Here is a 25,650-nt window from a genome sequence, read left to right on the forward strand (position 1 = left end):
AAGAGGTGCTAGCATAGAGCCATCAGTCGACCTCAGCATGCACCCTAACTAGTAGTCAGGATATGACCGAGCCAGAAGACCCCAGCCGTGAGCGCCTCAAGCAGCATTTTGCCCAGCGGGTAATTCATCAGGCACGTCAAATTCTTGAGATCTGGCAGCGCCTGCAACGCAGCGAATGGTCCGGCGCCGACCTGTCCGAACTCAGCGAGGCCAATTTGCGCCTGCTGCGTTTTGCCGAGCGCTTCGAACAGCCCGAACACGGCCAGTTGGCGCGTCATATCGGTGAATCCCTCAAGGCGGTGGACGAAAACCGTGGCCGCTTGAGCAGCCACCTGATCACCGAACTCAACCGTTTGATGCAGCGCCTGTCCCGTACCGGCCTGCGCCAGGGCGACCAGCTCGAACAAACCTTCCTGCCGCCCATGCGCAAGCCGATCTACGTGATGCTGGCCGATCACGACCGCGCCGAGCGCCTGGCCAAGCAGCTGGAATTCTTTGGCATGAGTGCTCAGTCCCTCGACAGCGTGGCGGCCTTTCGCGCGTCAATGGCCGAGCGCCTGCCTTCGGCGATTGTGATGGACGTAGACTTCTGTGGCACCGGCCTGGGCCTCAAGCTCGCCGCCGAAGCCCAGGAAGGCCTGGAGCAAAAGCTGCCGCTGCTGTTTTTCAGCCTGCACGAAACGGACACCCCGACCCGCCTGGCCGCCGTGCGCGCTGGCGGCCAGGAATTCCTCACCGGCACGCTGGAAGCCTCCAGCCTGCTGGAAAAGATCGAAGTGCTGACCTGCGTCGCCCAGTACGAACCGTACAAAGTGCTGATCATCGACGACTCCCGGGCCCAGGCGCTGCACACCGAGCGCCTGCTCAACAGCGCCGGCATCGTCACCCGCACGCTGATCGAGCCGATCCAGGCCATGGCCGAACTGGCGGACTTCCAGCCCGACCTGATCATCCTCGACATGTACATGCCCGCCTGTACCGGCACTGAACTGGCCAAGGTCATCCGTCATAACGACCGTTATGTGAGCGTGCCGATCATTTACCTGTCGGCCGAAGACGACCTGGACAAACAGCTGGACGCCATGAGCGAAGGCGGCGACGACTTCCTCACCAAGCCGATCAAGCCGCGCCACCTGATCACCACCGTGCGCAACCGCGCCGCGCGTGCGCGCAACCTCAAGGCGCGGATGGTGCGTGACAGCCTGACCGGCCTGTACAACCACACCCACATCCTGCAATTGCTCGAAGACTGCAGCTTCCGCGCGCGCCGCGAGAACAAGCCGCTGAGCTTTGCCATGCTCGATATCGACCACTTCAAGCGGGTCAACGACAGCCACGGCCACCCCATGGGTGACCGTGTGATCAAGAGCCTGGCGCTGTTTCTCAAGCAGCGTCTGCGCAAGACTGATTACATCGGGCGCTACGGCGGTGAGGAGTTCGCCATTGTGATGCCGGACACCGACCTGGAATCGGCGTGCAAAGTACTGGATGAAATCCGTGGGCGCTTTGCCGAAATCCACTACCCCGCCCAACCCCAGGATTTGTGGTGCACCTTCAGCGCCGGGCTGGTGGAGCTATGCGATGGTTCCGACAGCCTGATGATGGCGGCCCAGGCCGACGAGGCGCTGTACCGCGCCAAGGATGCGGGACGCAACCGCGTGCAAGCCGCGCGCACATCAAAGCAAAGTGCCACCTTTTCACCAGAATCCACTGATTCGGTCATAACCCTGTAATGAAAACGCAATAACTTCAGGCACTTATCTTTTGCTGTCGGTTGAAACCACGCATGCGCCTGAAGCTGCTGACCAATCTGAATACCCTTCTTCTGGTGGCCGTGTGCCTGGCACTGGGCGCGACCCTGTGGTGGTCGCAGCGCGCGCTGGAACGGCCGTATTTGCTGATGGAGCGCTACCTGGGGTTGTCCCAGACGTTCCAGAACCAGGCCGCGCGCAATATCGACGACTACCTGTCCAGCGGCGACGCCCTGCGCTTGAGCAGCGCCAGCCAAAGCCTGGAAAGCCTGTTGCAGCATCTGGATGAGTTGCCAGCGGACCTCGCGCAAAACCTACGCCCGAGCCTGGTGGACCTGGATGCATTCAGCAAGACCGACTTGCTGGCGGCCGGCAAACTGGCGGGCGATCCTCAAGCCTTGTTGCTCCAGGCCGAACGCGAATTAGGCGCGAACCTGGAGCAATTGAGTCAGTACGCCATTGGCGTGAATTCGGCTGAAGCGACCCGTTATCTGCCGCCTTTGCTGGCTGCGTCACAGCACCTTGGCAAACTGTCCCTGGCACGCGACAAGCTGGTGAGCAGTGGGCGCGCGGAACTGGCCGATGATGTGGAGCGCGAAGTCAGCAACATCCGCAGCCAAGCCGATGTGCTGGAACAGCTGCCGTTGCTGGGTGTGAAAGCCAGTGCCGAATCCAGCGCCGACGACTTTTCCGCGCTGATGGGCCTGGAGAACACCGAGAAAACCGAAGCCCAGGACACAGGCGTCGACCTCAAGCGCGAACTCAACAGCCTGCTCACCCGCTACCCCGCCGAACTCAAGCGCACCCGCGAACAGATCCAGCAACGCACCGACCTGGCCGCCAAGACCCACCAGAAAATCGACACCGTGCAACAAGCCATCGCCGGCCTGGAGCCCGTAGTGCGCGCGCAGCACGGTAAAATCCAGGGCGAAGTGCGCCTGATGCAAGGCGTGATGATCGGCCTGATCCTGCTGATCGCGCTGCTGATCGACACCCTGCAACGCCGCCTGGCACGGGTGCTGACCAACCTGGCACCGGCCCTGTCGACCTGGGCCGAAGGTGATTTCAGCCAGCCGATTGCCCTGGGCAAGACCAACCGTGAGCTGCACGACATTGAAGCTTCCCTGAACCGCCTACGGGCTTATCTGGTGGATTTGGTCGGCACCATTCGCGGCAACGCCGAGGAAGTCGCCGGCAGCAGCCGTGCGCTGGCCGAACTGAGCAGCGGCCTGCACGACGGCGCCGAACGCCAGGCCGGGGATACCGCGCAGATCCGTGATTCGCTGGGTGAGCTGGAAGCGACCATCCAGCAAGTGGCGGGCGATGCCAGCCAGGCGGCGGGCGCCAGTCGCAGTGCTGGTCAGGCAGTGGAGCAAGGCCAACGCGTGATCGGCCTGAGCCTGACCGGGCTGCATGCCCTGGTGGGCGAAGTACAGCAGAATGCGCAGATGATCGAAAAACTCGCCGAAGAGTCCGCCACCATCGGCGGCGTGCTGACGGTGATCCGCTCGATTGCCGACCAGACCAACCTGCTCGCCCTCAACGCCGCCATCGAGGCCGCCCGCGCCGGTGAGGCCGGACGTGGTTTTGCCGTAGTGGCCGACGAAGTCCGCTCCCTGGCCCAGCGCACCGCCGGCGCCACCGCAGAGATCCAGACCCTGATCGCCGGCCTGCAAAGCGCCGCCCATCAATCGGTGCAAGGCATGCGTGCCCAGGTCGAGCACGCCGAGGCCACCGCCCAGCAAGCCCAGGCAGCGGACGGCGCGCTGGATGAAATCGTCGGGGCTATCCAGACCATTTCCGACACCGCCGTGCGCATCGCCGATGTGACGGCACAGCAGAGTGGCGCCGTCAGTGAGATTCGCGACAACAGCGAGCGGATTCACCAGTTGGGTGAGGACAACTTGCTGCGAATCGGCCAAGGCCGCAGCCAAGGTGAGCACTTGCTGGTGTTGGGTGGGCAGCTCAACACCGCCGTGCAGGCGTTTCGTGTGTAACTGACCGAATCCGGCCTCACAGTCACAAATTTCGCGCTATCCTCGCTAATCGTGCTGCCTACTGCATAGAACTGGACAGTCACAAAGGCTTTGCGGCATAGTCGCCGGGTTCTGCCGTACCCACATCAATAACAAGGAACAGCCGATGGCGACCTTACTGGTTCTTCACGGACCCAACCTGAACCTGCTCGGCACCCGTGAACCGGGCGTCTACGGGGCAGTCACCCTGGACCAGATCAACCTCGACCTGGAACGCAGGGCGCGTGAAGCCGGCCACCATCTGCTCTACCTGCAAAGCAATGCCGAGTACGAATTGATTGATCGCATCCATGCCGCGCGTGGCGAAGGCGTGGACTTTATCCTGATCAATCCCGCCGCTTTTACACACACAAGCGTTGCATTACGTGACGCATTGCTGGCGGTGAGCATCCCATTCATCGAAGTGCATTTGTCGAACGTGCACAAACGCGAAGCTTTCCGCCATCACTCCTACTTCTCCGACGTAGCGGTAGGTGTGATCTGCGGCCTTGGCGCCAGCGGTTACCGACTGGCCCTGGAGGCCGCCCTGGAACAACTTGAACAACCGGCCAAGCGCCCCTGACCGACCCTTGGGAGTTGATGATTCATGGATATCCGTAAAGTTAAGAAACTGATCGAACTGCTGGAAGAATCCGGTATCGACGAGCTGGAAATCAAGGAAGGCGAAGAGTCCGTACGGATCAGCCGCCACAGCAAGACCCCGGCCCAACAGTTCTACGCGCCACAGATGCAAGCACCGGCGCCGGCTGCTGCTCCAGCCGCCGCACCTGCTGCTGCCGCTGCACCTGCCGCTCCAGCTGCTCCTGCGCTGAACGGTTTCGTGGTCAAGTCGCCAATGGTCGGTACCTTCTACCGCACCCCGGCACCGACCTCGCCAGCCTTCGTTGAAGTCGGCGCAACCGTGAAAGTGGGCGACACCATCTGCATCGTTGAAGCGATGAAGATGATGAACCACATCACCGCGGAAAAAGCCGGCGTCATCGAATCCATCCTGGTAGAAAACGGTCAGCCGGTTGAGTACGACCAGCCGCTGTTCACCATCGTTTGAACCGCGGAGCGCCTTCGATGTTGAAACCTGCGAAGAAACTGCAAAAAGTCCTGATCGCCAACCGCGGCGAGATCGCGCTGCGTATCCTGCGCGCCTGTAAGGAAGAGGGCATCAAGACCGTCGCTGTTTACTCGACGGCCGATACCGAATTGATGCACGTGAAACTGGCGGACGAAAGCATCTGCATCGGCCCGCCACTGGCCACGAACTCGTACCTGAAAGTCTCGAACATCATCGCGGCCGCGGAAGTGACCGGCGCTGATGGCATCCACCCTGGCTACGGCTTCCTCGCGGAAAACGCCGATTTTGCCGAACAGGTGGAAAAGTCCGGCTTCGCCTTCATCGGCCCGAAAGCCGAAACCATTCGCCTGATGGGTGACAAGGTTTCTGCCAAGGACGCCATGATCGCGGCCGGCGTGCCAACCGTTCCAGGTTCCGACGGCCCACTGCCGGAAGACGAGGAAACCGCTCTGCGCATTGGTCGCGAAGTCGGCTACCCGGTGATCATCAAGGCCGCCGGTGGCGGTGGTGGTCGCGGCATGCGCGTGGTGCACAAGGAAGAAGACCTGATCGAAGCGGCCAAGCAGACTCGCTCCGAGGCGGGCGCCTGGTTCGGCAACCCGATGGTCTACCTGGAGAAGTACCTGACCAACCCACGTCACGTGGAAGTGCAGGTGCTGTCCGACGGCCAAGGCCACGCCATCCACCTGGGCGACCGCGATTGCTCGCTGCAACGTCGTCACCAGAAGGTTCTGGAAGAAGCTCCGGCACCAGGCCTGGATGAAAAAGCGCGTCAGGAAGTACTGGCTCGTTGCGTCAAGGCGTGCATCGACATCAACTACCGTGGCGCGGGCACTTTCGAGTTCCTGTACGAGAACGGTCGTTTCTACTTCATCGAGATGAACACTCGCGTGCAGGTAGAGCACCCGGTGTCGGAGATGGTCACCGGTATCGACATCGTCAAGGAGATGCTCAGCATCGCCGCCGGCAACCCGCTGTCCTTCACCCAGGACGACGTGAAGATGCACGGCCACTCCCTGGAGTGCCGCATCAACGCCGAAGACCCGAAAACCTTTATCCCAAGCCCTGGCCTGGTCAAGCATTTCCACGCGCCCGGCGGCAACGGCGTACGTGTGGATTCGCACCTGTACAGCGGCTACAAGGTTCCGTCCAACTACGACTCGTTGATCGGCAAGCTGATCACCTGGGGCGCCACCCGCGACGAGGCCATGGCCCGTATGCGCAACGCCCTGGACGAAATCGTGGTTGACGGCATCAAGACCAACATCCCGCTGCACCGGGACCTGGTCCGCGATGAAGGCTTCTGCGAAGGTGGTGTGAACATTCACTACCTGGAACACAAGCTGGCTAACCAGTAAGCGTTCCACCCAACAAAGCCGCCTTCGGGCGGTTTTGTTGTTTTTGGCCGCCGATAACTCAAAGGCCACTGTGGCGAGGGAGCTTGCTCCCGCTGGACTGCGCAGCAGTCCCATTCTTTTAAACAGAGCGGGGCCGCTTCGCGCCCCAGCGGGAGCAAGCTCCCTCGCCACACACTCCGCTCTCGCGTAAACTCCCGCGCTTTCGCGACAGATGTAGTCGCACATTCATTTTTTCAAAGGTGCCCGCCATGCCTTGGCTGCAAGTCCGTCTCGCCATCAGCCCAGAACAAGCCGAAACCTATGAAGACGCTTTCCTTGAAGTCGGCGCCGTTTCGGTGACCTTCATGGACGCCGAAGACCAGCCGATCTTCGAACCGGAACTCAACACCACCCCGCTATGGTCCCACACCCATTTGCTGGCCCTGTTCGAAGACGGCACCGATGCCGCCGCCGTGCTGGCCCATATGGAGCTGCTTACCGGCGGCGCGCTGCCGGAGCATCACAGCGAAGTCATCGAAGACCAGGACTGGGAACGCAGCTGGATGGACAACTTCCAGCCGATGCGTTTCGGCCAGCGCCTGTGGATCGTGCCGAGCTGGCACGCCGCGCCTGAGCCAGATGCGGTCAACCTGCTGCTCGACCCGGGCCTGGCGTTCGGCACCGGCACCCACCCCACTACCGCGCTGTGCCTGGAGTGGCTGGATGGCCAGGACCTGACCGACAGCCACGTGCTGGACTTCGGCTGCGGCTCGGGGATCCTGGCGATTGCCGCCCTGTTGCTGGGCGCCAAGGAAGCCGTGGGCACCGATATCGACGTGCAGGCCCTGGAAGCCTCCCGCGATAACGCCGGACGCAACAATGTCCCTGAAGGCAAATTCCCACTGTATTTGCCTGAAGACTTGCCCCAGGTGCAGGCCGACGTACTGGTCGCCAATATCCTCGCCGGCCCGCTGGTGTCCCTGGCACCGCAATTGTCGAGCCTGGTCAAGCCGGGCGGGCGCCTGGCGCTGTCGGGCATCCTGGCCGAGCAAGGCGAAGACGTCGCTGCCGCCTACGCCAAGGATTTCGAGCTGGACCCGATCGCCAACCGCGATGGCTGGGTACGCATCAGCGGTCGTCGGCGCTAGAATGAGCGCTTGCCTGAATCGGATAGCCGCATGACCGACAGTTTCGTCACCCAGTGCCCGCACTGCCAAGCCCGCTTTCGCGTCAACCACGCTCAATTGAGCGTGGCCCGTGGCGTGGTGCGCTGTGGCTCGTGCCTGCAAGTGTTCAATGCCGCTCGTCAGTTGCTGGAGCAGCGCGGCCAGGCGTCCGCGCCTGAGCCGCAAGTGCCAGAAGTGCCGACAGAGCTGACGCCTGAGCCCGCGCGAGCCATCAGCCAGAAGCAGTGGACTGCCGAAGAGCTGGACCTGGACAACCTGGACCTAGACGAAGAACTGGCCAAGCTGGAACGCCGCGAGATTCAGCACACGTTGCCGATGGGCGCAGATCGTCGCCAGCCCGGCACCGACCGCCGCCAAAAGGAAGAATCCTTCAGCGCCAGCCGCGACACGGTCAAGGCCGAAGAAGAGAAATGGGCGGCGAGCCTGTTCAGCGAGCCGCCTGAAGAGCGCATTCACGTCACTGAAGACGTGCCTGAACCTGCGACTCAGCAGCGCACCGAACCCTCCATGTCGTTCCACACCGACGATATCGACGATGAGCCGCCACTGCGTTCAACGCCCGACGATGACGACATCGACCCGCCGTTTACGCCGCTGACCCAATCGGCCGATGACGTAGAACCCCAAGAACGCCCCAAACCCCGTCGCAAGCGCTCGCGCGCCGAAACGAGCGTGCAAGACGACCAACTGCTAGACCTCGAAGACGACCCGCTGCACCTCTACGCACAAAAGCGCCCGTCGGGCTGGGGCCGTCGGCTGGTCTGGCTGTTGCTGGTCCTGATCGCCGCCGGCGGTCTTGCCGGCCAGTACATCGCCTATCAATTCGACGACCTGGCCCGCCAGGACGCCTATCGCCCGTGGTTCCAGCAATTGTGCCCCACACTGGGCTGCACCGTGCCATCAAGGGTCGATATCGCCCACATCAAGAGCAGCAACCTGGTGGTACGCAGCCACCCGGATTTCGCCGGGGCACTGGTGGTGGACGCGATCATCTATAACCGCGCGACCTTCTCCCAGCCCTTCCCGCTGCTGGAGCTGCGGTTTGCCGATTTGAATGGCGGCCTGATTGCCAGTCGTCGCTTCAAGCCCGCCGAATACCTCAGCGGTGAGTTGGCCGGTGTTAGCGAAATGCCCTCGCAAACCCCGATCCATATCTCCCTGGATATCCTCGATCCCGGCAACAAAGCCGTGAATTACAGCCTGAGCTTTCACTCGCCCGAGTGAATCGGTTCGTGCATTGAGATTTGACGGCAGGTTATTGACTTTCCTTTGCGCAACCAAACCGGTGGCGATAAAGAAATAACTGTTCAGATTTTATCCAATTCAGCCTTTATCCAGTCATCGAGAGCGGGTATCATGCCAACCCTTTTTCGAACTCTAATGATCCGGCCCCACAACAGGGAAGTCCTATGTCGGCGGTACGCATCGGCCCATATACATTGCAGAACGGCTTGATCCTCGCCCCGATGGCGGGGGTTACCGACCAGCCCTTTCGTCAGCTGTGCAAGCGTTTGGGCGCAGGTCTTGTAGTCTCGGAAATGGTCACCAGCGACATGAGCTTGTGGAACACCCGCAAATCGCGGATGCGCATGATCCACGAAGGTGATCCCGAGCCGCGCTCGGTACAGATCGCCGGTGGCGATGCACAGATGCTGGCGGATGCGGCCCGGGCCAACGTGGAGTTGGGGGCGCAGATCATCGACATCAACATGGGCTGCCCGGCCAAGAAGGTCTGCAACAAGGCCGCCGGTTCCGCCCTGTTGAAAGATGAGCAATTGGTTGCCGAGATCCTGCAGGCCGTTGTCGCCGCAGTGGATGTGCCGGTCACCCTGAAGATCCGTACCGGTTGGGACCGGGACAACAAGAACGGCCTGACAGTGGCAAAGATCGCTGAACAGGCAGGCATTACAGCGCTGGCGGTGCATGGCCGCACCCGCGCCGACCTTTACACCGGTGAAGCCGAGTACGACACCATCGCCGCGATCAAGCAGGCGGTGTCGATGCCGGTGTTTGCCAATGGCGACATCGACTCCGCCGAGAAAGCCCGGCGCGTGCTGCACGCGACCGGTGCCGATGGTTTGTTGATTGGCCGGGCTGCCCAGGGGCGGCCGTGGATTTTTCGTGAGATCGAGCATTTTCTGCGTACTGGCGAAGTGTTGCCGGCACCGGAGCTGATCGAGGTGGAACGTATTCTGCTAGAGCATCTGGCCGCCCTGCACGCCTTCTATGGGGACGTGATGGGAGTACGCATTGCTCGAAAGCATGTCGGCTGGTATCTCGCAACCCTGCCGGGCGCCAGGGAGTTTCGCGCCCACTTCAATCGTTTGGATGATACGGAAGCACAGTGCGCCAACGTTCGTGAGTTCTTCAGCGAGCGTTACAAGAGCCTGGGGACAGGGGACGGAGAGGGGGTGGCCGCATGACGATGATGACCGAGACTTTAGTGAGTGGAACAACACCCGTGAGCGACAACGTCAATTTGAAACAGCACCTCAACACGCCGAGCGAAGAAGGCCAGACCCTTCGCGGGAGTGTCGAGAAGGCGCTGCACAATTATTTCGCCCACCTTGAGGGCGCTTCCGTCACGGACGTGTACAACCTGGTGCTCTCCGAAGTCGAGGCGCCCCTGCTCGAAAGCGTGATGAACTACGTCAAGGGCAACCAGACCAAAGCCAGTGAGCTGCTGGGCCTCAACCGTGGCACCTTGCGCAAAAAGCTCAAGCAGTACGATTTGTTGTAAGCATTCAATCAAACCAGAAAGGCGCCCGCGTAAAAAACGGTCGCCTTTTTTGCTGACTCCTTTGCTTTTGATGGAAATTGAAATGACCGACCAGACTACCCGCCTGCCGATCCGCCGCGCCTTGATCAGTGTCTCCGACAAGACCGGGATCCTCGAATTTGCCCGGGAGCTGGAAGCCCTCGGCGTGGAAATCCTCTCCACGGGCGGGACCTTCAAACTGCTGCAGGACAACGGCGTGGCCGCAGTGGAAGTGGCGGACTACACCGGTTTCGCAGAAATGATGGACGGTCGGGTCAAGACCCTGCATCCGAAAATCCACGGTGGCATCCTCGGCCGTCGCGGCACCGACGACGCGATCATGGCCGAGCACGGCATCAAGCCGATCGACCTGGTGGCCGTGAACCTCTACCCGTTCGAAGCCACCATCAACAAGCCAGGCTGCGACCTGCCGACCGCCATCGAAAACATCGATATCGGCGGTCCGACCATGGTGCGCTCGGCGGCCAAGAACCACAAAGACGTGGCCATCGTGGTCAACGCCAGCGATTACGCTAACGTGCTGGAAAGCCTGAAGGCCGGTGGCCTGACCTACGCCCAGCGCTTCGACCTGATGCTCAAGGCGTTCGAACACACCGCCGCCTACGACGGTATGATCGCCAACTACATGGGCACTGTTAACCAGACGGCTGAAACACTGTCCACCGAAGACCGCAGCCAGTTCCCGCGCACCTTCAACAGCCAGTTCATCAAGGCCCAGGAAATGCGCTACGGCGAGAACCCGCACCAGAGCGCGGCGTTCTACGTAGAAGCCAAGCCGGCCGAAGTGGGCATCGCCACCGCGACCCAGCTGCAAGGCAAGGAGCTGTCCTACAACAACGTGGCCGACACCGACGCCGCGCTGGAATGTGTGAAGAGCTTCGTCAAGCCAGCCTGTGTGATCGTCAAGCACGCCAACCCGTGCGGCGTGGCGGTGAGCCCGGACGCTGAAGGCGGTATCCGCCAGGCGTACGAACTGGCCTACGCCACCGACACCGAGTCGGCGTTCGGCGGCATCATCGCCTTCAACCGTGAGCTGGATGCCGAGACCGCCAAGGCGATCGTTGAGCGTCAGTTCGTTGAAGTGATCATCGCCCCAAGCGTCAGCGAGGAAGCCCGTGCCATCGTGGCGGCCAAAGCCAACGTGCGCCTGCTGGCCTGCGGCGAATGGTCGGCTGAACGTGCCGCTGCCTGGGACTACAAGCGCGTCAATGGCGGCTTGCTGGTACAGAGCCGCGACATCGGCATGATCGGCAGCGAAGACCTGAAAGTCGTGACCCAGCGCGCGCCGACCGAACAAGAGATCAACGACCTGATCTTCGCCTGGAAAGTGGCCAAATACGTTAAATCCAACGCCATCGTCTACGCCAAGAATCGCCAGACCATCGGTGTCGGCGCCGGCCAGATGAGCCGCGTGAACTCGGCGCGTATCGCCGCGATCAAGGCTGAACATGCGGGCCTGCAGGTTGTGGGTTCGGTAATGGCTTCCGATGCATTTTTCCCGTTCCGTGACGGTTTGGACAACGCCGCCAAGGCAGGCGTGACCGCCGTGATCCAACCGGGCGGTTCGATGCGTGATGCTGAGGTCATCGCCGCCGCTGATGAAGCCGGCATCGCCATGGTCTTCACCGGCATGCGCCACTTCCGCCACTGATCCACTAGCGTGGAGTGGCAAGGTTCGAGCTGCAAGCAGCAAGTAAAAGCAAAGCTTTGTCGCTTTTGCTGCTGGTTGTAGCCTCTAAAATTCATAGCTGCAGGCTGCCTTCAGAGCGATACAGATTGCTCTTAGCTTGCAGCTTGTAACTTCCTCCGAAGGAGTCTGACTTGAACGTCCTCATCATTGGCAGCGGTGGCCGTGAACACGCCCTGGCCTGGAAAGTTGCCCAGGACCCGCGCGTCCAGAAAGTATTCGTAGCACCCGGCAACGCCGGTACCGCCATTGAAGCCAAGTGCGAGAACGTCGCTATCGACGTGCTGGCCCTTGAACAGTTGGCCGACTTTGCTGAAAAAAATGTGTCCCTGACCATCGTCGGCCCGGAAGTCCCGCTGGTTGCCGGCGTAGTGGACCTGTTCCGCAGCCGTGGCCTGGATTGCTTCGGCCCAACCGCCGGCGCGGCCCAGCTGGAAGGCTCCAAGGCGTTCACCAAGGACTTCCTGGCGCGCCACAAGATCCCGACCGCCGACTACCAGAACTTCACCGAGATCGAGCCGGCCCTGGCTTACCTGCGTGAAAAAGGTGCGCCGATCGTGATCAAGGCCGACGGCCTGGCCGCCGGCAAAGGCGTGATCGTCGCCATGACCCTGCAGGAAGCCGAAGACGCTGTGCGCGACATGCTCGCCGGCAATGCTTTTGGTGACGCCGGTTCGCGCGTAGTGATCGAGGAATTCCTCGACGGCGAAGAAGCCAGCTTTATCGTGATGGTCGACGGCAAGAACGTCCTGCCAATGGCAACCAGCCAGGACCATAAACGCGTCGGCGACGGCGACACCGGCCCGAACACCGGCGGCATGGGTGCCTACTCCCCTGCCCCGGTAGTCACCGCCGACGTGCACCAGCGCGTCATGGACCTGGTGATCTGGCCGACCGTGCGTGGCATGGCCGACGAAGGCAATGTGTACACCGGTTTCCTGTATGCCGGCCTGATGATCGACAAAGCCGGTAACCCGAAAGTCATCGAGTTCAACTGCCGCTTCGGCGATCCGGAAACCCAACCGGTGATGCTGCGTCTGCAATCGAGCCTGGTGTTGCTGGTGGAAGCTGCCCTGGCCCAGGCCCTGGACAAGGTAGAAGCCCAGTGGGATCCACGTCCGAGCGTCGGGATTGTGCTGGCGGCCGGTGGCTACCCTGCCGATTACGCCAAGGGCGACGTGATTGAAGGTCTCGACGCGGCTGCTACGCTGGAAGGCAAAGTGTTCCATGCGGGTACTGCGCTCAAGGATGGCCAGGTCGTGACCGCCGGTGGCCGTGTATTGTGCGCCACCGCCATGGGCGCCAGCGTCGACGCCGCGCAGCAACAGGCTTATAAGCTGGCTGCAAAAATCGACTGGAAAGGCTGCTTCTATCGCAAGGACATCGGCTATCGCGCCATTGCGCGGGAGCGTGGCGAAAGCCAGTAAGCCGCTATCCGTTCGGCTAGGCAAGGGCCTCTGGCCCTTGCCGTATGCAGGCCTACCCGCGCATAGTTAACCGTGCATCAACCTACGAAGGGATTTCGCCGTGCGCTGGCTCAGGATCGCCATAGGTTTCACTGTCAGTCTGCTGACACTGCTCTGCTTGTTCCCGGCCCAGGCCGCCGCGCAAGGCAGTGGCTGGGCAGTATTGCTTGATGAACAGGCCGACCTGCAACTGAGCGACATCCGTTCCTCGCGCTACACCAATCAATTCAGCCCCATCGAACTGGACCGCCTTACCGCCGCGGAACCGGACGGTGCGTTGTGGGTGCGTTTCAAGCTGCAACCCGGCAAGCACGAACAAGTGCTGCGGGTTTTTGCCCCGGATTTGTCCCACCTGAGCCTCTATGTACTGGACGGCGACACCCTGGTGGAGCAACAAAGCACCGGCACACGCCAGCCCCAGGCCGAGCGCCCATTGCCCAGCAGCGACTTCATGCTGCCGATGCCCCAGAGCCAGAAACCCTTAGAGGTCTACCTGCGCCTGGTCTCGGAACATGAACTGCGCCCGTATATCACCCTGGAACCGGCCGTGCTCGCCGCCGCCGACCAGACGCAGACGCTGATCTACGGACTGCTGTTCGGCTGTCTGCTGATGCTGATCCTGCACAACCTCACGCGTTTCGCCTACCACCGCTCACGCAGTAGCCTGTGGCTGGCGGCCTGCGAAATCCTGCTGATGCTCAGCCTCGCGCTGCTGCTGAACCTGATCGGCCCTTGGCTGCCGAACTGGCACGCTATCCAGACCCCAGGCGCCTACCTGGCCCTGCTGCTGACCGCGCCGTGCGGGCTGATGTTTGCCTATCGGTTCTTCATGCCTTTGGGGCCACACCCGCTGAACAAGCTGTTGATGGCCGACATCCTGTTCATCGTGCTGTGCGGCCTGCTGCTGTTGTTCGTCAACACCCTGCCGCTGAACATCATCACCTATGCCCTGGTGGCCCTGGCCGGCTTGAGCATGCTGTTCGTCTCGGCCTACCACTGGCAGAAAGGCTACCGTCCGGCCCGCCTGTTCGTGGCGGCGATGGTGGTGTTCAACATCGGCACGCTGATCATCCTGCCTGCACTGCTGGGCCTGACGATGGTCTCGCCCCAGGGCCTGATCGTCACGTTGCTGGCCTTCATCTGCCTCAGCGGCCTGTTGATGAGCCTGGCGCTGGGCGAACGCCAGCGCGCGATTGTCGAAGCGCGCTTCAGCCTCAGCCGCGACTTGGCGGCGAGCAATGCCGAGATTGCCGCCAAGGCCGAGTTCCTGGCCAAGATCAGCCACGAAATCCGCACCCCCATGAACGGCGTGCTGGGCATGACCGAACTGTTGCTGGGTACGCCGCTGTCGGTGAAACAGCGCGACTACGTGCAGACCATCCACAGCGCCGGTAATGAACTGCTCACGCTGATCAACGAAATCCTCGACATCTCCAAGCTGGAATCCGGCCAGATCGAACTGGATGACGTGCAGTTCGACCTCAACGCGCTGATCGAAGATTGCCTGAGTATTTTCCGCGCCAAGGCTGAACAACAGAACGTCGAGCTGATCAGTTTTATCCAGCCCCAGGTGCCCCGCGTGATCAGCGGCGACCCGACGCGCCTGCGCCAGGCCATGTTGAGCCTGCTGGAAAACGCCCTGCAGAAAACCGACGAAGGCGAAGTGCTGATCGTGGTCGCATTGGATGACCGCAGCACCAAGCCGCGCCTGCGCATCGCCGTGCAGGACAGCGGCCTGCCGATGGAGGCCGCCGAGCGTGACGCGCTGCTGCACAGCGAACTGCACAGCAAGAATTTCTTCTCGGCCACCCGCTTGAACGGTCACCTGGGCCTGGTCATCGCCCGCCAACTGATCCTGCTGATGAACGGCGAGTTCGGCATCAAGAGCGGCAGCCACCAGGGCAGCACCTTGTGGCTAACCCTGCCGCTGGACCCGGAACGCCTGGAACACCCGACCTCCGACCTCGACGGCCCACTCAAGGGCGCACGGGTGCTGGTGGTGGACGACAACGACACCTGCCGCAAAGTATTGGTGCAGCAATGTTCGGCCTGGGGCCTCAACGTCAGCGCCGTGCCATCGGGCAAGGAAGCCCTGGCACTGCTGCGCACCAAGGCGCACCTGCGCGATTACTTCGACGTGGTGCTGCTGGACCAGAACATGCCGGGCATGACCGGCATGCAACTGGCGGCGAAGATCAAGGAAGACCCGAGCCTGAACCACGACATCCTGCTGATCATGCTCACCGGCATCAGCAACGCGCCGAGCAAGATCATCGCGCGCAATTGCGGGATCAAGCGCATCCTCGCCAAGCCCGTTGCCGGCTACACGCTCAAGACCACCCTGGCCGACGAACTGACCCAACGCAGCAAGGGCAACGTTCCACCTCGCCCGGTCCTCAATTCGCCGGCGGCCATCACCGTGCCGACGGATTTCCGCATCCTGGTGGCTGAAGACAACAGCATCTCCACCAAAGTGATCCGTGGCATGCTCGGTAAGCTCAATCTCAACCCGGACACTGCCAGCAATGGCGAAGAAGCGCTGGAAGCGATGAAAGCCCAGCGCTATGACTTGGTGTTGATGGACTGTGAAATGCCGATCCTCGATGGCTTCTCGGCCACCCAGCAACTGCGCGCGTGGGAAGTCAGCCACCAGCGTATTCGCACACCGGTGGTGGCGCTGACGGCGCACATCCTGTCGGAACATAAAGAACGCGCACGCCAGGCCGGGATGGACGGGCATATGGCCAAGCCGGTGGAGTTGTCGCAGTTGCGTGAGCTGGTGGAGTTCTGGGTGGCGCAGCGTCAGCAGCGACCCGAACACGCTCCCTCTTAGCCTGAAAGGTGAGTGGGCTTTTTTTGTGGTGAGCGGGCCTACTCATCACAGCTAGCCAGCCCCCACATTTGCACTGTTTCGCCTGATAGACTTCCCCCAATCTTCTCCCATCGCGAGCCGCCCCCATGCTCCACGTGTTATTCAGCGTCTACCTGAAAATGCTGGTGCTCTACAGCCCGTTCTTCGTGCTGTCCTGCTTTATCAGCCTGACCCGTGGCTACTCCAGCAAAGAACGGCGCCGCCTGGCGTGGAAGGTGGCGTTGGCGACCCTGGTATCGAGCGTGTTGCTCTACTTGTTCGGCCGCGTGATTTTCAGCGTGTTCGGCATCACCGTCGACGCCTTCCGCATTGGCGCCGGCAGTGTGCTGTTTATCTCCGCCCTGGGCATGGCTCAGGGCAAGTCGGCGGTGCAGACCGACAACGTGCAGCAGGACGTGACCATCGTGCCGCTGACCATTCCCCTCACCGTCGGCCCCGGCACCATCGGTGCGCTGCTGGTCATGGGGGTGAGCCAGCCGCACTGGGATGACAAGCTCACCGCCATCCTCAGTATCGCCCTGGCCAGCCTCACGGTGGGCGTGGTGCTGTACCTGTCCAACCGGATCGAACGCATCCTCGGTGACCAGGGTTTGCAGATTGTCAGTCGGTTGATGGGGTTGTTTGTGTGCGCCCTGGCCGCGCAAATCATCTTCACCGGTGTGCGCGGTTACCTGGTGCCTTAGATCCGGTACTTGGCGATCGCCAACTGCACTTTGTCGCCCGCACTCTCGCGCATCAGTTGGATCGTCTTTTCGTTGACCACCGAGGTATTCAGTACCAGGCACGTCTGCCCGCTGAAGGCCTCGAACGAAGAGCTGTCCCACTCCAGGAAGGGCAGCCCTATCTGCTTGCTCACGCCATGGCTGCTGTAGGTCACCAGCACCATCATCAGTTCACCGTCCGTTTCGGCACAGGACGCCAGGCCGAAGTCGCCGCCTTGGTGTACCGCGCTGTTGCGTTTGAACAGTTCGAACGTCCCCGGCGCCTGCTTCAATGCGTCCAAAGCATCGGCCGCCAGTTTCGGCAAAGTGCTCAGCAAGTACCCGGACAATGAGGTCGACGCCAGCAGGGTGGTGATGATATTCAGCGCCGCCCATTGCACGGTCAGGCCCTTGCCGGAACGTGAAACCCGTTCGAAGCGGCTGCGCACCGGCAGCCACCCCAGGCTGACCATCACCTTGATGAACTCGTCGTACCAACCCTCGGTACCGCGCTGTACTTTCAACACATCGCTGACATAGCTGCTGGCCAGCAAATAGCTCTTGCGCACGTACTCCCGGTTCAAGCCGGACAAGCCTTCGGCAAACGAGATGACACTGTTGTTGACCACGGCGGCGTTGAAGTCGTTCTCGATGTCCAACGGCAAAGCCTTAAGCGCTCCAGACGCTCCCGGCAACTTGTAGGCGGCAATCAATTTGCGCCTTTTTTTATTGTTGATCCTTCTGTGATGTCGCTCCATTTTGGTTCTCCACAAGCACCCCAACTCGGGGCTTATGTCCACCCTAGTCCACTGGCTGGAGCGTTTTCCAGACGACAAACATCCCTTGGCGCCCCCCGTCAAACCGCGCCGCCCAGCAATCACGCGGCATGCCTGGCGGGCTTCCGGATTTCGTCGCAGAAAAAAGAAAAAGCCCCGGACAACGCCAGGAAAATCCCTGGATCATTCGGAGCTTTCAGGCACCCGAGGGGCCCTTTTCAGGAGGCGGGTTTCTCGCCGTACCAGCGCGGCGTGTACACCCACTCACCGCCACCGGTACGCGGGAAGGTGACGGTGGTGGACGAACCGATCAACACCATGGTGCGCATGTCCACCTGCTCCGGCGTCAGTTGCCCCAGGGTAGTGACGCGCAGGGTCTGGCCTGGCCTGCCAATATCCCGGCCCAGCACCACCGGCGTTTCAGGCGTACGGTGCAGTGCGACGATTTCCAGCGCACGCCCCAGTTGCCACGGCCGCGAGCGCGAGATCGGGTTGTAGAACGCCAGCGCCAGGTCCGCCTGGGACGCCAGGTCCAGGCGTTTTTCGATGATCGACCACGGCTTGAGGTTGTCCGACAGCGACATCACGCAAAAATCATGGCCCAACGGCGCACCCGCCTGGGCGGCGGTGGCGAGCGAGGCCGAAACACCCGGCAGGATTTCCAGGTCGACCTGATGCCAGGCCGGATCGCTGGATTCGTGCAGGGCTTCGATCACCGCAGCGGCCATGGCGAACACGCCGGGGTCGCCAGACGACACAACCACCACCGAGCGACCTTGGGCCGCCAGTTCGAAGGCATGGCGCGCACGCTGCATTTCTTCGCGGTTGTCGGTGCAGTGCTGCACCTGATCGTCCCGGAAGGGCCCGGCCATGCGCACGTAGGTTTCGTAACCGAGCACGTCGGTGCAACGCGCCAGTTCTGCCTTGACCGCTGGCACCATCAACTCGGCGCCGCCGGGGCCCAGGCCGATCACAGCCAGGCGACCACGCACACGGCCGACTTGCGACAAGTCCAGGGGTTGCTCGGCAACGTTGATGACGATATCCGCGTCCTGGCTGACGCTGGCAAACCGCAGCGGTACACCCAGCTCCAACGCGGCTGCATGCAACGACGCCTCGGCCATCTGCGTATCACTGGCCAACAGGCACGCCAGGGATTGCACGGCGATACCCGCCTCATGCAACGCCGTGCGCACACGCTCAGCCAGTTGCGCACCTGGGTTGCAGGTCACGCTGACATTCTTCGAATAGATCAGCAATTCATCGGCAGCAGGCGCGCGCGCGTTACTGCCCACGTGAATCGCCAGGCGCGCCTGTTGGTCCTGGGGCAGGTTGGCTGGGTCCAGCCACGGCGCGGCGCCCTCAATGCGCACGCTTTCGCCGGCCAGCAGGTCGGAGACGAAGCGCTTGCCCAGTTCAAGGTCGGCCAGTTCATAACCCGCAGGCGGATTGAGCAGGCAGGTGCCGAAACGCAGCTCGCCACTGGTGGTGATCGCAGCGGCCACGTTCAACGCAGCGGCGATTTCGCGCGCCATCACGTTCACACCGCCCAGGCCGCCAAGCAACGGCACCACCGCACTGCCGTCTTCGGCCACGGCCAGCACGGCGGGTTCTTCGCCTTTTTCCAGCAGCAGCGGCGCCAAGGTACGAATGACGATACCGGCCGCGCACAGCGCAATCAGCGGCGTACCTTGCTGATACAGCTGGCGCAGGGTCGCGCCAAATTCACTGTAGGACTGGTCCGCACCGTCGACCCGTCCGGCCAGGCCGTGGATCAACGCGCCGGGGTAGACCTGCTGGATCTTGCGCGCAGTGGCCAGGCTGCCCTGGCCCAGAATGACAATCGCCGGGCTCATCAACCTTGCCACCGTTCACCGGGCACGATGATCAGCGAGAAGTACGGCGACGACGATGGATCGACCTGATCCAGCGGCACGATCCTCTGGTTGGCCATGGTGGCGCGTTCCACATACAGCGCACGCCCGGCCAGGCCGAGCTCTTCCAGCACCTGACGCACTTTCGGGAAGTTGCGACCCAGCTTCATGATCACGGCCGCATCGGCATCCGCCAGGCGGCGCTTGAGGTCGTCATGGGGCAACACACCCGAGAGTACCGACAGGCTCTGGTTGCGGTAAACCAGCGGCGCGCCCAGCACCGAGGCACCGCCGAGCATTGAACACACGCCTGGAATCACCTGCGCTTCATAGCGCTCGGCGAGGCGGTCGTGCAGGTACATGTAGGAACCGTAGAAGAACGGGTCGCCTTCGCAGATCACCGCTACGTCACGGCCGGCGTCCAAGTGTGCGGCGACGTCAACGCTGGCGGCGTCGTAGAAATCGCTGATCACCTGTTCGTAAGACATCGGCGCCGGCAACACTTCAGTGGTCACCGGGTACACCAACGGCATCAGCGTCTGTTGCGGCACCAGGTGGTCTTCGATAATGCCAAAGGCGTTGCCCTTCTTGCCCTTGGCCACGAAGTACGCCACCACCGGCGATTCGCGCAGCAGGCGCAGGGCCTTGAGGGTGATCAGTTCCGGGTCACCGGGGCCCACGCCCAGGCCGATCAAACGTCCGCGTGCCTGCATTATTCGACCTCCGTGGCCAGGGCATTCACCGCAGCGGCCGCCATGGCGCTGCCGCCCAGGCGGCCCTGCATGATCACGAACGGCACGCCACGGCTGTCGGCGGCCAGCATCGCCTTGGACTCGGCGGCGCCGACAAAACCCACCGGAAAGCCGAGGATCAACGCCGGTTTCGGCGCGCCTGCATCGAGCATTTCCAGCAGATAGAACAACGCGGTCGGTGCATTGCCGATCACCACCACGCTACCTTCCAGGTGCGGGCGCCACAGCTCCAGGGCGGCGGCGGAGCGGGTGTTGCCCAACTCCCGCGCCAGGTCTGGAACGCTGTCATCACGCAGGGTGCAGATCACTGGGTTATTGGCCGGCAGGCGTGCGCGGGTCACGCCTTCGGAGACCATCCGCGCATCGCACAGGATCGGCGCGCCTGCAGCCAGCGCATCGCGCCCGGCCTTGCCCGCCCCTTCGGAGAACTGCAGGCCGTCGATGGCGTCGACCATGCCGCAGGCGTGAATCACCCGCACCGCGAGTTTCTCCAAATCAGCCGGGATGCGGTCCAACTTGGCTTCCGCGCGAATAATGGCGAAGGAGTTGCGATAGATCTCCTGACCGTCGCGGATGTAATCAATCATCGGTGTTGCTCCGTGGGCGGGCGCGCAGCAGGGCGCCCGTCGCTTCAATAGAAAGGTTGCGTGCGTGCAGCCGGCCGAAACCGGGGTGGGCTGCCTCGCGAAAATAGAGGTCGTAGTGGCCGGGGCTCACCGCCAGCAAGGTGACCGGCGCGGTGTGTGCGGCGGCGCAGGAGCGCGGGCAGCCGGACAGGTGCACGTTGTGCCCGGTGTCCAGGGCAGCGAGTTGCACCGCGTCGGCCTTGGTGTCGGCCAGGGCCTTGCCGCAGCCGCAGGAGCCGGTGCAGGCGGTCATGCGCGCCAGGGGCTGGTCGATTGAACACAGAAAGCCAAGCTGCGCCAGGCGTTCGGTCACGGCGCGAGGTTTTTCAATGTTGGGCAGCAGCACGCCCTGCCAGGGGGTGAAACGCAGGGTGCCGTCGCCGTATTCACTGGCCAGTTGCGCGGCGCCCTTGAGCATCGTCGCATCCAGGCGGCCCAAGGGGGCGATGGCGGCGACGTAGAACTGATTCTTTTGCGCCTGTGGAAAAGTGCCGAGGTGCAGCAAAGCGCCGCTGGGCGGGCGTTTAAGGCTGTCGGCCGGTAGCAGCGGCAGGCTGAGGCGGCGCAGTACGTTATCCACAGCCAGATGACGCATGCGGGTTTGCTCTGGTGTGGCGAGGTCGAGGAACGCCTCCAGCACAGCCACCACCAATGCATGGCCTTGCTCCAGCGGCACGGCGGCCAGCGGCGCATCCAGCCCCGGGCAACCGGCCAGGCCAAACGCCAGAAGCGTCTGGCCATTGCGTACGAACGCCGACAACCAAAGGTCATGGTGATGTTCGAGCATCGCCAACGCCTCACCGCCATCCAACTGTACGGCGAACTTGGCCGACAGCTCATGGAAACGCGGGTGGCTCTGCAAGGTGGCGAGGATCTGCCCGGCCAACGGGCGCGTATCGAAGAGCATCTGCGGGTCGATACCGGCGCTGGGACTGAGCATCAGGTTGCGCACGTCGTCGCCAGCCGCGTTATTGGGGCCGAGGTCGGCTTCCAACAGCATCGCAATCAGCACGTTTTCTTCAGTGCCAATCCCACGAATCTGCAGATTGGCGCGGTTGGTCGCCTCGATCACCCCGCCCGCATAGGCCTGGGCGGCATCCGCCACCGCGTGGGCTTGGGCGGCAGTGATCGAACCACCGGCCAATTTGATCCGACAAATGCCGCCGTCCAGCGCCTGGACAATACGCAGCAACCCCGGACAAGCCGAGGGGCGCAAGGTATTCACAGCGGGCGTTGGGTTCACGGGGCTACCGGTTGATGGGTAAAGGCGCGGTATTATGCCTGCTTTGTCCGGCGGCATGAAAAGCCTGCCCGTCGGATGTCGTTCAAGGAATCTTTATGTCGCCCTGGCTGACGGTTGTAGGCATCGGTGAAGACGGCTTCAAGGGGCTGGGCAGGAATGCCCGGCATGCCCTGTTGCGCGCCACGCGGATTATAGGTGCTCAGCGCCAGTTGGACCTGTTGCCGGTGTGTATTCGCGGCGAGCGGGAGTTATGGCCGAGCCCGTTTTCCCTGGAACCGGTACTGGCGCGGCGCGGTGCGCCTGTGTGTGTGTTGGCCAGTGGGGACCCGATGTTCTATGGCGTGGGCGCGAGTCTGGCGCGGCAGGTGGCGGCGAATGAATTGCTGATCTTGCCCGCACCTTCGTCGGTGTCGTTGGCGGCAGCGCGGTTGGGCTGGCCGTTGCAGGAAGTGGTGACGTTATCCGTGGTGGCCCGGCCGCTGGCGGCGCTGAATGCGCAACTGGCCAGTGGGGTGCGGTTGTTGGTGTTGAGTAATGACGGGCGCAGTCCGGCGTTGATTGCCGCTTTATTGGCTTCGTGCGGGTTTGGGCCGAGCCGCTTGAGCGTGTTTGAACATTTGGGTGGCGCGGACGAGCGGCGCATCGACGGGCTGGCGGTTGATTGGCAGCACGCGCCAATCGCCGATTTGAATCTGGTTGCCATTGATTGCGTAGCCTCCAGCGAAACACCCCGCCTGTCGCGCCTGGCGGGCCTGCCGGATTCAGCCTTCAAACACGACGGCCAACTGACCAAACGCGATGTACGCGCCATGACCCTGGCCCGCCTCGCGCCGATGCCCGGCGAACTGCTGTGGGACGTGGGCGCGGGCAGTGGCTCCATTGGTATTGAATGGATGCGCGCTCATCCGAGTTGCCGTGCAGTGGCGATTGAAGCGGATGAAGGTCGCCAAGGCCTGATCGAACACAACCGCGACGCCCTGGGCGTGCCGGGCCTGCAACTGGTTCGCGGCAAGGCGCCCGAGGCGTTAAGCGGCCTGGAGGCACCGGACGCCATCTTCATCGGCGGCGGCGTCACCCGCGATGGCGTGCTCGATACCTGCTGGCAACACCTGCGGCCGGGCGGGCGCTTGGTCGCCAACGCCGTGACCTTGCAAAGCGAAATGACCTTGATGGACTGGCGCGCCCGGCATGGCGGCGAACTGACGCGCATCCACGTGGCCCAGGCGCAGCCGTTGGGGGAGTTTGATACCTGGCGCCAGGCGTTGCCGATCACCTTGCTGGAAGTGGTCAAGCCGCTATGAAGCGCATCCTGTTGTTGGGCGGTGTGACTGAAGCGTTGGCCATTGCCCGTACGTTGGGCCCGGAACATATCTACAGTTTGGCCGGTGTGGGCCGAGTGCCGACTGACCTAATATGCCGAGTGCGGGTGGGTGGTTACGGCGGGCCCGAAGGCTTGGCGCAGTTTGTTCGGGATGAGGGGATTTGCCTGATTCTCGACGCAACCCATCCGTATGCAGCACAAATCAGCCGCAATGCGGCCGAGGCCGCGCAGTTGAGCGGCGTCCCCTGCTGGGCCTTACGCCGCCCGGCGTGGCAGCCGCAGGCGGGAGATGATTGGCGCGAGGTCAGTGATTGGGCCGCGTTGATTGAAGCGCTCAAACCCTTCAAGCGTCCGCTGTTCACGCTTGGCCGCGAGCCGTTGCAGCACCTTGATGAGATCCCGCCGAAGCAGTTCTGGACGTTGCGCGCGCTGGATGTGTACCCGGGCAATGAGCGCTGCGAAGTGATTGGCGCGCGGGGGCCGTTTTTGATCGAGGATGAGTGGGTGTTGTTTGAGCGGCGTGGGATTGATGTGCTGATCAGCAAAAACAGCGGCAGCACGGCGACGGAGCCGAAGCTGGAAGTGGCAAGGGAGTTGGGGGTGCCGGTGTTGGTGTTGAAGCGGCCCGTTCTGGCTCAGGTAGATAGAGAATTTACCACCGTGCCTGAGGTACTACAGGCAATCAACACTCTCTAACCACCACAAATCCCTGTGGGAGCGGGCTTGCTCGCGAAGGCTGTGCGTCAGTCACCAAATCTATTGGCCGACACTCCGCCTTCGCGAGCAATTGCGCCAGCTCAATCAATTGCGCAACGCCGAGCAATTCCTCTCGTTTCAAATAACCCGAAAAACGACCAACCATTTGGCCTTCTCATAAAAGCCGAATCCCCCTACAAACACTTCCGAACCAGCTGGCTGGTTCAGCCAAAAGCCCCCGCCCTAACCTCTCTCCTCGCGAGCTCGCACCAGCATCCGCGATGGAGATGCACTGCTTTTGCAGCGCATCGCAACTTGCCATTCTGTATCCCAAGGAATACGATCAAACATGATTCGATTCAAGAGATCCGACGAGTTTCAAGAGTGGCTTGATTCGTCACGCAGCAGGCCAGCCCGCGGTCGTGTGTTGACAAGATTGGATAACGCAACGAGGGGTAACTTCGGAGACTGTGCACCCGTAGGAAATGGCGTATCAGAAATGCGCATCCACTATGGCCCTGGATACCGGGTTTACTTCACACGCGTTGATGAGGTGGTTTACCTGCTGTTGATAGGTGGCGATAAATCCACGCAAAAAGGCGACATCCAGCGCGCTAAAGAAATAGCCGATGAATTTGGAATAAGGAATGACTCATGACTCAATTTAAAGACTTCGACATAGCTGAGCACCTCAAGACTCCCGAGGACATGGCCGAGTACCTTGAAGCCTCTTTCGAAGAGGACTCCGGCGACGGCTTGCTGATTCGATCAGCCCTGAACAACATCGCCCGCGCCCAGGGCATGACCCAAATCGCCCGCGACGCCGGCCTCGGCCGCGAAAGCCTGTACAAAGCCCTCTCCGCCACTGGTAATCCCGAATTCGCGACTATCATGAAAGTCATGAAAGCGTTGGGCCTCAAGCTTCACGCCACCGCTATCCGATAGCACTGCGACACCAAACCACATGCCCTGTTTTTACTTATCCCCCACGATCAGGCTAAATACCCCCCTGATCGTTTAACCCTACGGATTGTCCGCCATGGCCCGTCAACGCTTTGCAATCGCCTGGATCGCCTGCCTCGCAGTGCTGTTCAACGCCTTTGCCATGCCGATGGCCAGCGCGATGCAACAGTCCCAGGACCCGGTGCAGCAGTTGCTGTGGGGCAGTTTCTGTTCCTCAAATGGTGCGAGCCTGAAGACCATCGCCCTGGGCCAGCTGGAGATTCCGGCGCCGCAGCAGGACGATCATTCCACCATGCAACATTGCTGGTGTTGCTCGGGCTCGGCGCCATTGGTGGCGTTGCCGGGGCATGTGCCGCAGTTGTACCTCACGCAATTCAATACCTCGCAGAGCCTGCCGCCGGCCCGGCTGCAAAGCCCCACCCCGCGCCAGCAATGGCCAAGCCTCAACCCCCGCGCCTCTCCAACGGTCTGATTTTCTTCGCAAGTGAACTGCGTTTAGAACCGTTCTGGAGAA

The 25,650-nt window shown here is 62.0% G+C and carries 23 protein-coding genes; 18 read left to right on the forward strand and 5 right to left on the reverse strand.

Annotated elements, in window-relative coordinates; translation table 11 throughout:
* Positions 1–62: 62 nt before the first annotated feature.
* The 13 genes from H096_RS06425 (at position 63) to H096_RS06485 (ending at position 16,867) form a co-directional block, all read left to right on the forward strand.
* Positions 63–1,733: a PleD family two-component system response regulator gene (locus tag H096_RS06425; protein ID WP_033897341.1), complete on the forward strand. Its 1,671-nt coding sequence runs from the start codon at positions 63–65 to the stop codon at positions 1,731–1,733.
* 53 nt (positions 1,734–1,786) lie between these two features.
* Positions 1,787–3,748 carry a methyl-accepting chemotaxis protein gene (locus H096_RS06430; RefSeq protein WP_033897342.1) on the forward strand — a complete coding sequence of 654 codons (1,962 nt, stop codon included), beginning with the start codon at positions 1,787–1,789 and terminating at the stop codon, positions 3,746–3,748.
* Between the two features lie 145 nt (positions 3,749–3,893).
* Positions 3,894–4,349: a type II 3-dehydroquinate dehydratase gene (gene aroQ / locus H096_RS06435; RefSeq protein WP_010213488.1), complete on the forward strand. Its 456-nt coding sequence runs from the start codon at positions 3,894–3,896 to the stop codon at positions 4,347–4,349.
* A 24-nt stretch (positions 4,350–4,373) separates the two neighbouring features.
* Positions 4,374–4,835: an acetyl-CoA carboxylase biotin carboxyl carrier protein gene (gene accB, locus H096_RS06440; protein WP_017136744.1), complete on the forward strand. Its 462-nt coding sequence runs from the start codon at positions 4,374–4,376 to the stop codon at positions 4,833–4,835.
* A gap of 17 nt (positions 4,836–4,852) precedes the next feature.
* Positions 4,853–6,214, forward strand: a complete 1,362-nt coding sequence (gene accC, locus H096_RS06445; RefSeq protein ID WP_010213490.1) for an acetyl-CoA carboxylase biotin carboxylase subunit — start codon at positions 4,853–4,855, stop codon at positions 6,212–6,214.
* A gap of 248 nt (positions 6,215–6,462) precedes the next feature.
* Positions 6,463–7,341: a 50S ribosomal protein L11 methyltransferase gene (prmA, locus tag H096_RS06450; RefSeq protein ID WP_033897343.1), complete on the forward strand. Its 879-nt coding sequence runs from the start codon at positions 6,463–6,465 to the stop codon at positions 7,339–7,341.
* A gap of 30 nt (positions 7,342–7,371) precedes the next feature.
* Positions 7,372–8,604: a DUF3426 domain-containing protein gene (locus H096_RS06455; protein ID WP_033897344.1), complete on the forward strand. Its 1,233-nt coding sequence runs from the start codon at positions 7,372–7,374 to the stop codon at positions 8,602–8,604.
* A gap of 185 nt (positions 8,605–8,789) precedes the next feature.
* Positions 8,790–9,803: a tRNA dihydrouridine synthase DusB gene (gene dusB / locus H096_RS06460; RefSeq protein ID WP_016976994.1), complete on the forward strand. Its 1,014-nt coding sequence runs from the start codon at positions 8,790–8,792 to the stop codon at positions 9,801–9,803.
* On the forward strand, positions 9,800–10,120 hold the full coding sequence (gene fis, locus H096_RS06465; RefSeq protein WP_002555375.1) for a DNA-binding transcriptional regulator Fis: 321 nt from the start codon (positions 9,800–9,802) through the stop codon (positions 10,118–10,120). The genes dusB and fis overlap by 4 nt, the downstream gene beginning before the upstream one ends.
* Before the next feature lie 82 nt (positions 10,121–10,202).
* On the forward strand, positions 10,203–11,810 hold the full coding sequence (gene purH / locus H096_RS06470; protein WP_033897345.1) for a bifunctional phosphoribosylaminoimidazolecarboxamide formyltransferase/IMP cyclohydrolase: 1,608 nt from the start codon (positions 10,203–10,205) through the stop codon (positions 11,808–11,810).
* Between the two features lie 170 nt (positions 11,811–11,980).
* Positions 11,981–13,273, forward strand: coding sequence for a phosphoribosylamine--glycine ligase (purD, locus tag H096_RS06475; protein ID WP_033897346.1), 1,293 nt, complete (start codon positions 11,981–11,983; stop codon positions 13,271–13,273).
* A gap of 100 nt (positions 13,274–13,373) precedes the next feature.
* Positions 13,374–16,145, forward strand: a complete 2,772-nt coding sequence (locus H096_RS06480; protein WP_033897347.1) for a hybrid sensor histidine kinase/response regulator — start codon at positions 13,374–13,376, stop codon at positions 16,143–16,145.
* A gap of 125 nt (positions 16,146–16,270) precedes the next feature.
* The gene (locus tag H096_RS06485; protein WP_003171467.1) at positions 16,271–16,867 is read left to right on the forward strand and encodes a MarC family protein; all 597 of its coding nucleotides are present in this window, start codon (positions 16,271–16,273) and stop codon (positions 16,865–16,867) included.
* Here H096_RS06485 and H096_RS06490 read toward each other — a convergent pair.
* From H096_RS06490 to cobG, 5 genes are all read right to left on the reverse strand, one after another.
* A complete protein-coding gene (locus H096_RS06490; protein ID WP_033897348.1) occupies positions 16,864–17,643 on the reverse strand; it encodes a hypothetical protein in 780 nt (259 codons plus the stop codon). The two genes, H096_RS06485 and H096_RS06490, sit on opposite strands and share 4 nt — an antisense overlap.
* Positions 17,644–17,879: 236 nt before the next feature.
* Positions 17,880–19,517 (reverse strand): precorrin-3B C(17)-methyltransferase, encoded by a 1,638-nt coding sequence (gene cobJ, locus H096_RS06495; protein WP_033897349.1) that lies wholly within the window; start codon positions 19,515–19,517, stop codon positions 17,880–17,882.
* Positions 19,517–20,248: a precorrin-2 C(20)-methyltransferase gene (locus tag H096_RS06500; RefSeq protein ID WP_033897350.1), complete on the reverse strand. Its 732-nt coding sequence runs from the start codon at positions 20,246–20,248 to the stop codon at positions 19,517–19,519. Before H096_RS06500 ends, cobJ begins: the two co-directional genes overlap by 1 nt.
* Positions 20,248–20,874, reverse strand: a complete 627-nt coding sequence (locus tag H096_RS06505) for a precorrin-8X methylmutase (RefSeq protein ID WP_033897351.1) — start codon at positions 20,872–20,874, stop codon at positions 20,248–20,250. Before H096_RS06505 ends, H096_RS06500 begins: the two co-directional genes overlap by 1 nt.
* The gene (gene cobG / locus H096_RS06510; RefSeq protein WP_033897352.1) at positions 20,867–22,213 is read right to left on the reverse strand and encodes a precorrin-3B synthase; all 1,347 of its coding nucleotides are present in this window, start codon (positions 22,211–22,213) and stop codon (positions 20,867–20,869) included. Before cobG ends, H096_RS06505 begins: the two co-directional genes overlap by 8 nt.
* A gap of 38 nt (positions 22,214–22,251) precedes the next feature.
* Here cobG and H096_RS06515 point away from each other — a divergent pair, with 38 nt between their 5' ends.
* The 5 genes from H096_RS06515 (at position 22,252) to H096_RS06535 (ending at position 25,608) form a co-directional block, all read left to right on the forward strand.
* Positions 22,252–23,457 (forward strand): bifunctional cobalt-precorrin-7 (C(5))-methyltransferase/cobalt-precorrin-6B (C(15))-methyltransferase, encoded by a 1,206-nt coding sequence (locus H096_RS06515; RefSeq protein WP_033897353.1) that lies wholly within the window; start codon positions 22,252–22,254, stop codon positions 23,455–23,457.
* The gene (locus tag H096_RS06520; RefSeq protein WP_033897354.1) at positions 23,454–24,173 is read left to right on the forward strand and encodes a cobalt-precorrin-6A reductase; all 720 of its coding nucleotides are present in this window, start codon (positions 23,454–23,456) and stop codon (positions 24,171–24,173) included. Before H096_RS06515 ends, H096_RS06520 begins: the two co-directional genes overlap by 4 nt.
* 349 nt (positions 24,174–24,522) lie before the next feature.
* Positions 24,523–24,831: a type II toxin-antitoxin system RelE/ParE family toxin gene (locus H096_RS06525; protein ID WP_033897355.1), complete on the forward strand. Its 309-nt coding sequence runs from the start codon at positions 24,523–24,525 to the stop codon at positions 24,829–24,831.
* Positions 24,828–25,118 carry an addiction module antidote protein gene (locus H096_RS06530; RefSeq protein WP_033897356.1) on the forward strand — a complete coding sequence of 97 codons (291 nt, stop codon included), beginning with the start codon at positions 24,828–24,830 and terminating at the stop codon, positions 25,116–25,118. Before H096_RS06525 ends, H096_RS06530 begins: the two co-directional genes overlap by 4 nt.
* 94 nt (positions 25,119–25,212) lie before the next feature.
* Positions 25,213–25,608 (forward strand): DUF2946 domain-containing protein, encoded by a 396-nt coding sequence (locus H096_RS06535; protein WP_033897357.1) that lies wholly within the window; start codon positions 25,213–25,215, stop codon positions 25,606–25,608.
* Positions 25,609–25,650: the final 42 nt, after the last annotated feature.

The organism is Pseudomonas sp. FH1, from assembly GCF_000510895.2.
Lineage (GTDB): Bacteria > Pseudomonadota > Gammaproteobacteria > Pseudomonadales > Pseudomonadaceae > Aquipseudomonas > Aquipseudomonas azotoformans_A.

Coding starts and splice junctions, on each gene's coding strand:
- H096_RS06425 (WP_033897341.1), top strand. CDS start 63: ATGACCGAGCCAGAAGACCCCAGCCGTGAGCGCCTCAAGCAGCATTTT.
- H096_RS06430 (WP_033897342.1), top strand. CDS start 1,787: ATGCGCCTGAAGCTGCTGACCAATCTGAATACCCTTCTTCTGGTGGCC.
- aroQ (WP_010213488.1), top strand. CDS start 3,894: ATGGCGACCTTACTGGTTCTTCACGGACCCAACCTGAACCTGCTCGGC.
- accB (WP_017136744.1), top strand. CDS start 4,374: ATGGATATCCGTAAAGTTAAGAAACTGATCGAACTGCTGGAAGAATCC.
- accC (WP_010213490.1), top strand. CDS start 4,853: ATGTTGAAACCTGCGAAGAAACTGCAAAAAGTCCTGATCGCCAACCGC.
- prmA (WP_033897343.1), top strand. CDS start 6,463: ATGCCTTGGCTGCAAGTCCGTCTCGCCATCAGCCCAGAACAAGCCGAA.
- H096_RS06455 (WP_033897344.1), top strand. CDS start 7,372: ATGACCGACAGTTTCGTCACCCAGTGCCCGCACTGCCAAGCCCGCTTT.
- dusB (WP_016976994.1), top strand. CDS start 8,790: ATGTCGGCGGTACGCATCGGCCCATATACATTGCAGAACGGCTTGATC.
- fis (WP_002555375.1), top strand. CDS start 9,800: ATGACGATGATGACCGAGACTTTAGTGAGTGGAACAACACCCGTGAGC.
- purH (WP_033897345.1), top strand. CDS start 10,203: ATGACCGACCAGACTACCCGCCTGCCGATCCGCCGCGCCTTGATCAGT.
- H096_RS06485 (WP_003171467.1), top strand. CDS start 16,271: ATGCTCCACGTGTTATTCAGCGTCTACCTGAAAATGCTGGTGCTCTAC.
- H096_RS06490 (WP_033897348.1), bottom strand. CDS start 17,643: ATGGAGCGACATCACAGAAGGATCAACAATAAAAAAAGGCGCAAATTG.
- cobJ (WP_033897349.1), bottom strand. CDS start 19,517: ATGAGCCCGGCGATTGTCATTCTGGGCCAGGGCAGCCTGGCCACTGCG.
- H096_RS06500 (WP_033897350.1), bottom strand. CDS start 20,248: ATGCAGGCACGCGGACGTTTGATCGGCCTGGGCGTGGGCCCCGGTGAC.
- H096_RS06505 (WP_033897351.1), bottom strand. CDS start 20,874: ATGATTGATTACATCCGCGACGGTCAGGAGATCTATCGCAACTCCTTC.
- cobG (WP_033897352.1), bottom strand. CDS start 22,213: ATGCCGCCGGACAAAGCAGGCATAATACCGCGCCTTTACCCATCAACC.
- H096_RS06515 (WP_033897353.1), top strand. CDS start 22,252: ATGTCGCCCTGGCTGACGGTTGTAGGCATCGGTGAAGACGGCTTCAAG.
- H096_RS06520 (WP_033897354.1), top strand. CDS start 23,454: ATGAAGCGCATCCTGTTGTTGGGCGGTGTGACTGAAGCGTTGGCCATT.
- H096_RS06525 (WP_033897355.1), top strand. CDS start 24,523: ATGATTCGATTCAAGAGATCCGACGAGTTTCAAGAGTGGCTTGATTCG.
- H096_RS06530 (WP_033897356.1), top strand. CDS start 24,828: ATGACTCAATTTAAAGACTTCGACATAGCTGAGCACCTCAAGACTCCC.
- H096_RS06535 (WP_033897357.1), top strand. CDS start 25,213: ATGGCCCGTCAACGCTTTGCAATCGCCTGGATCGCCTGCCTCGCAGTG.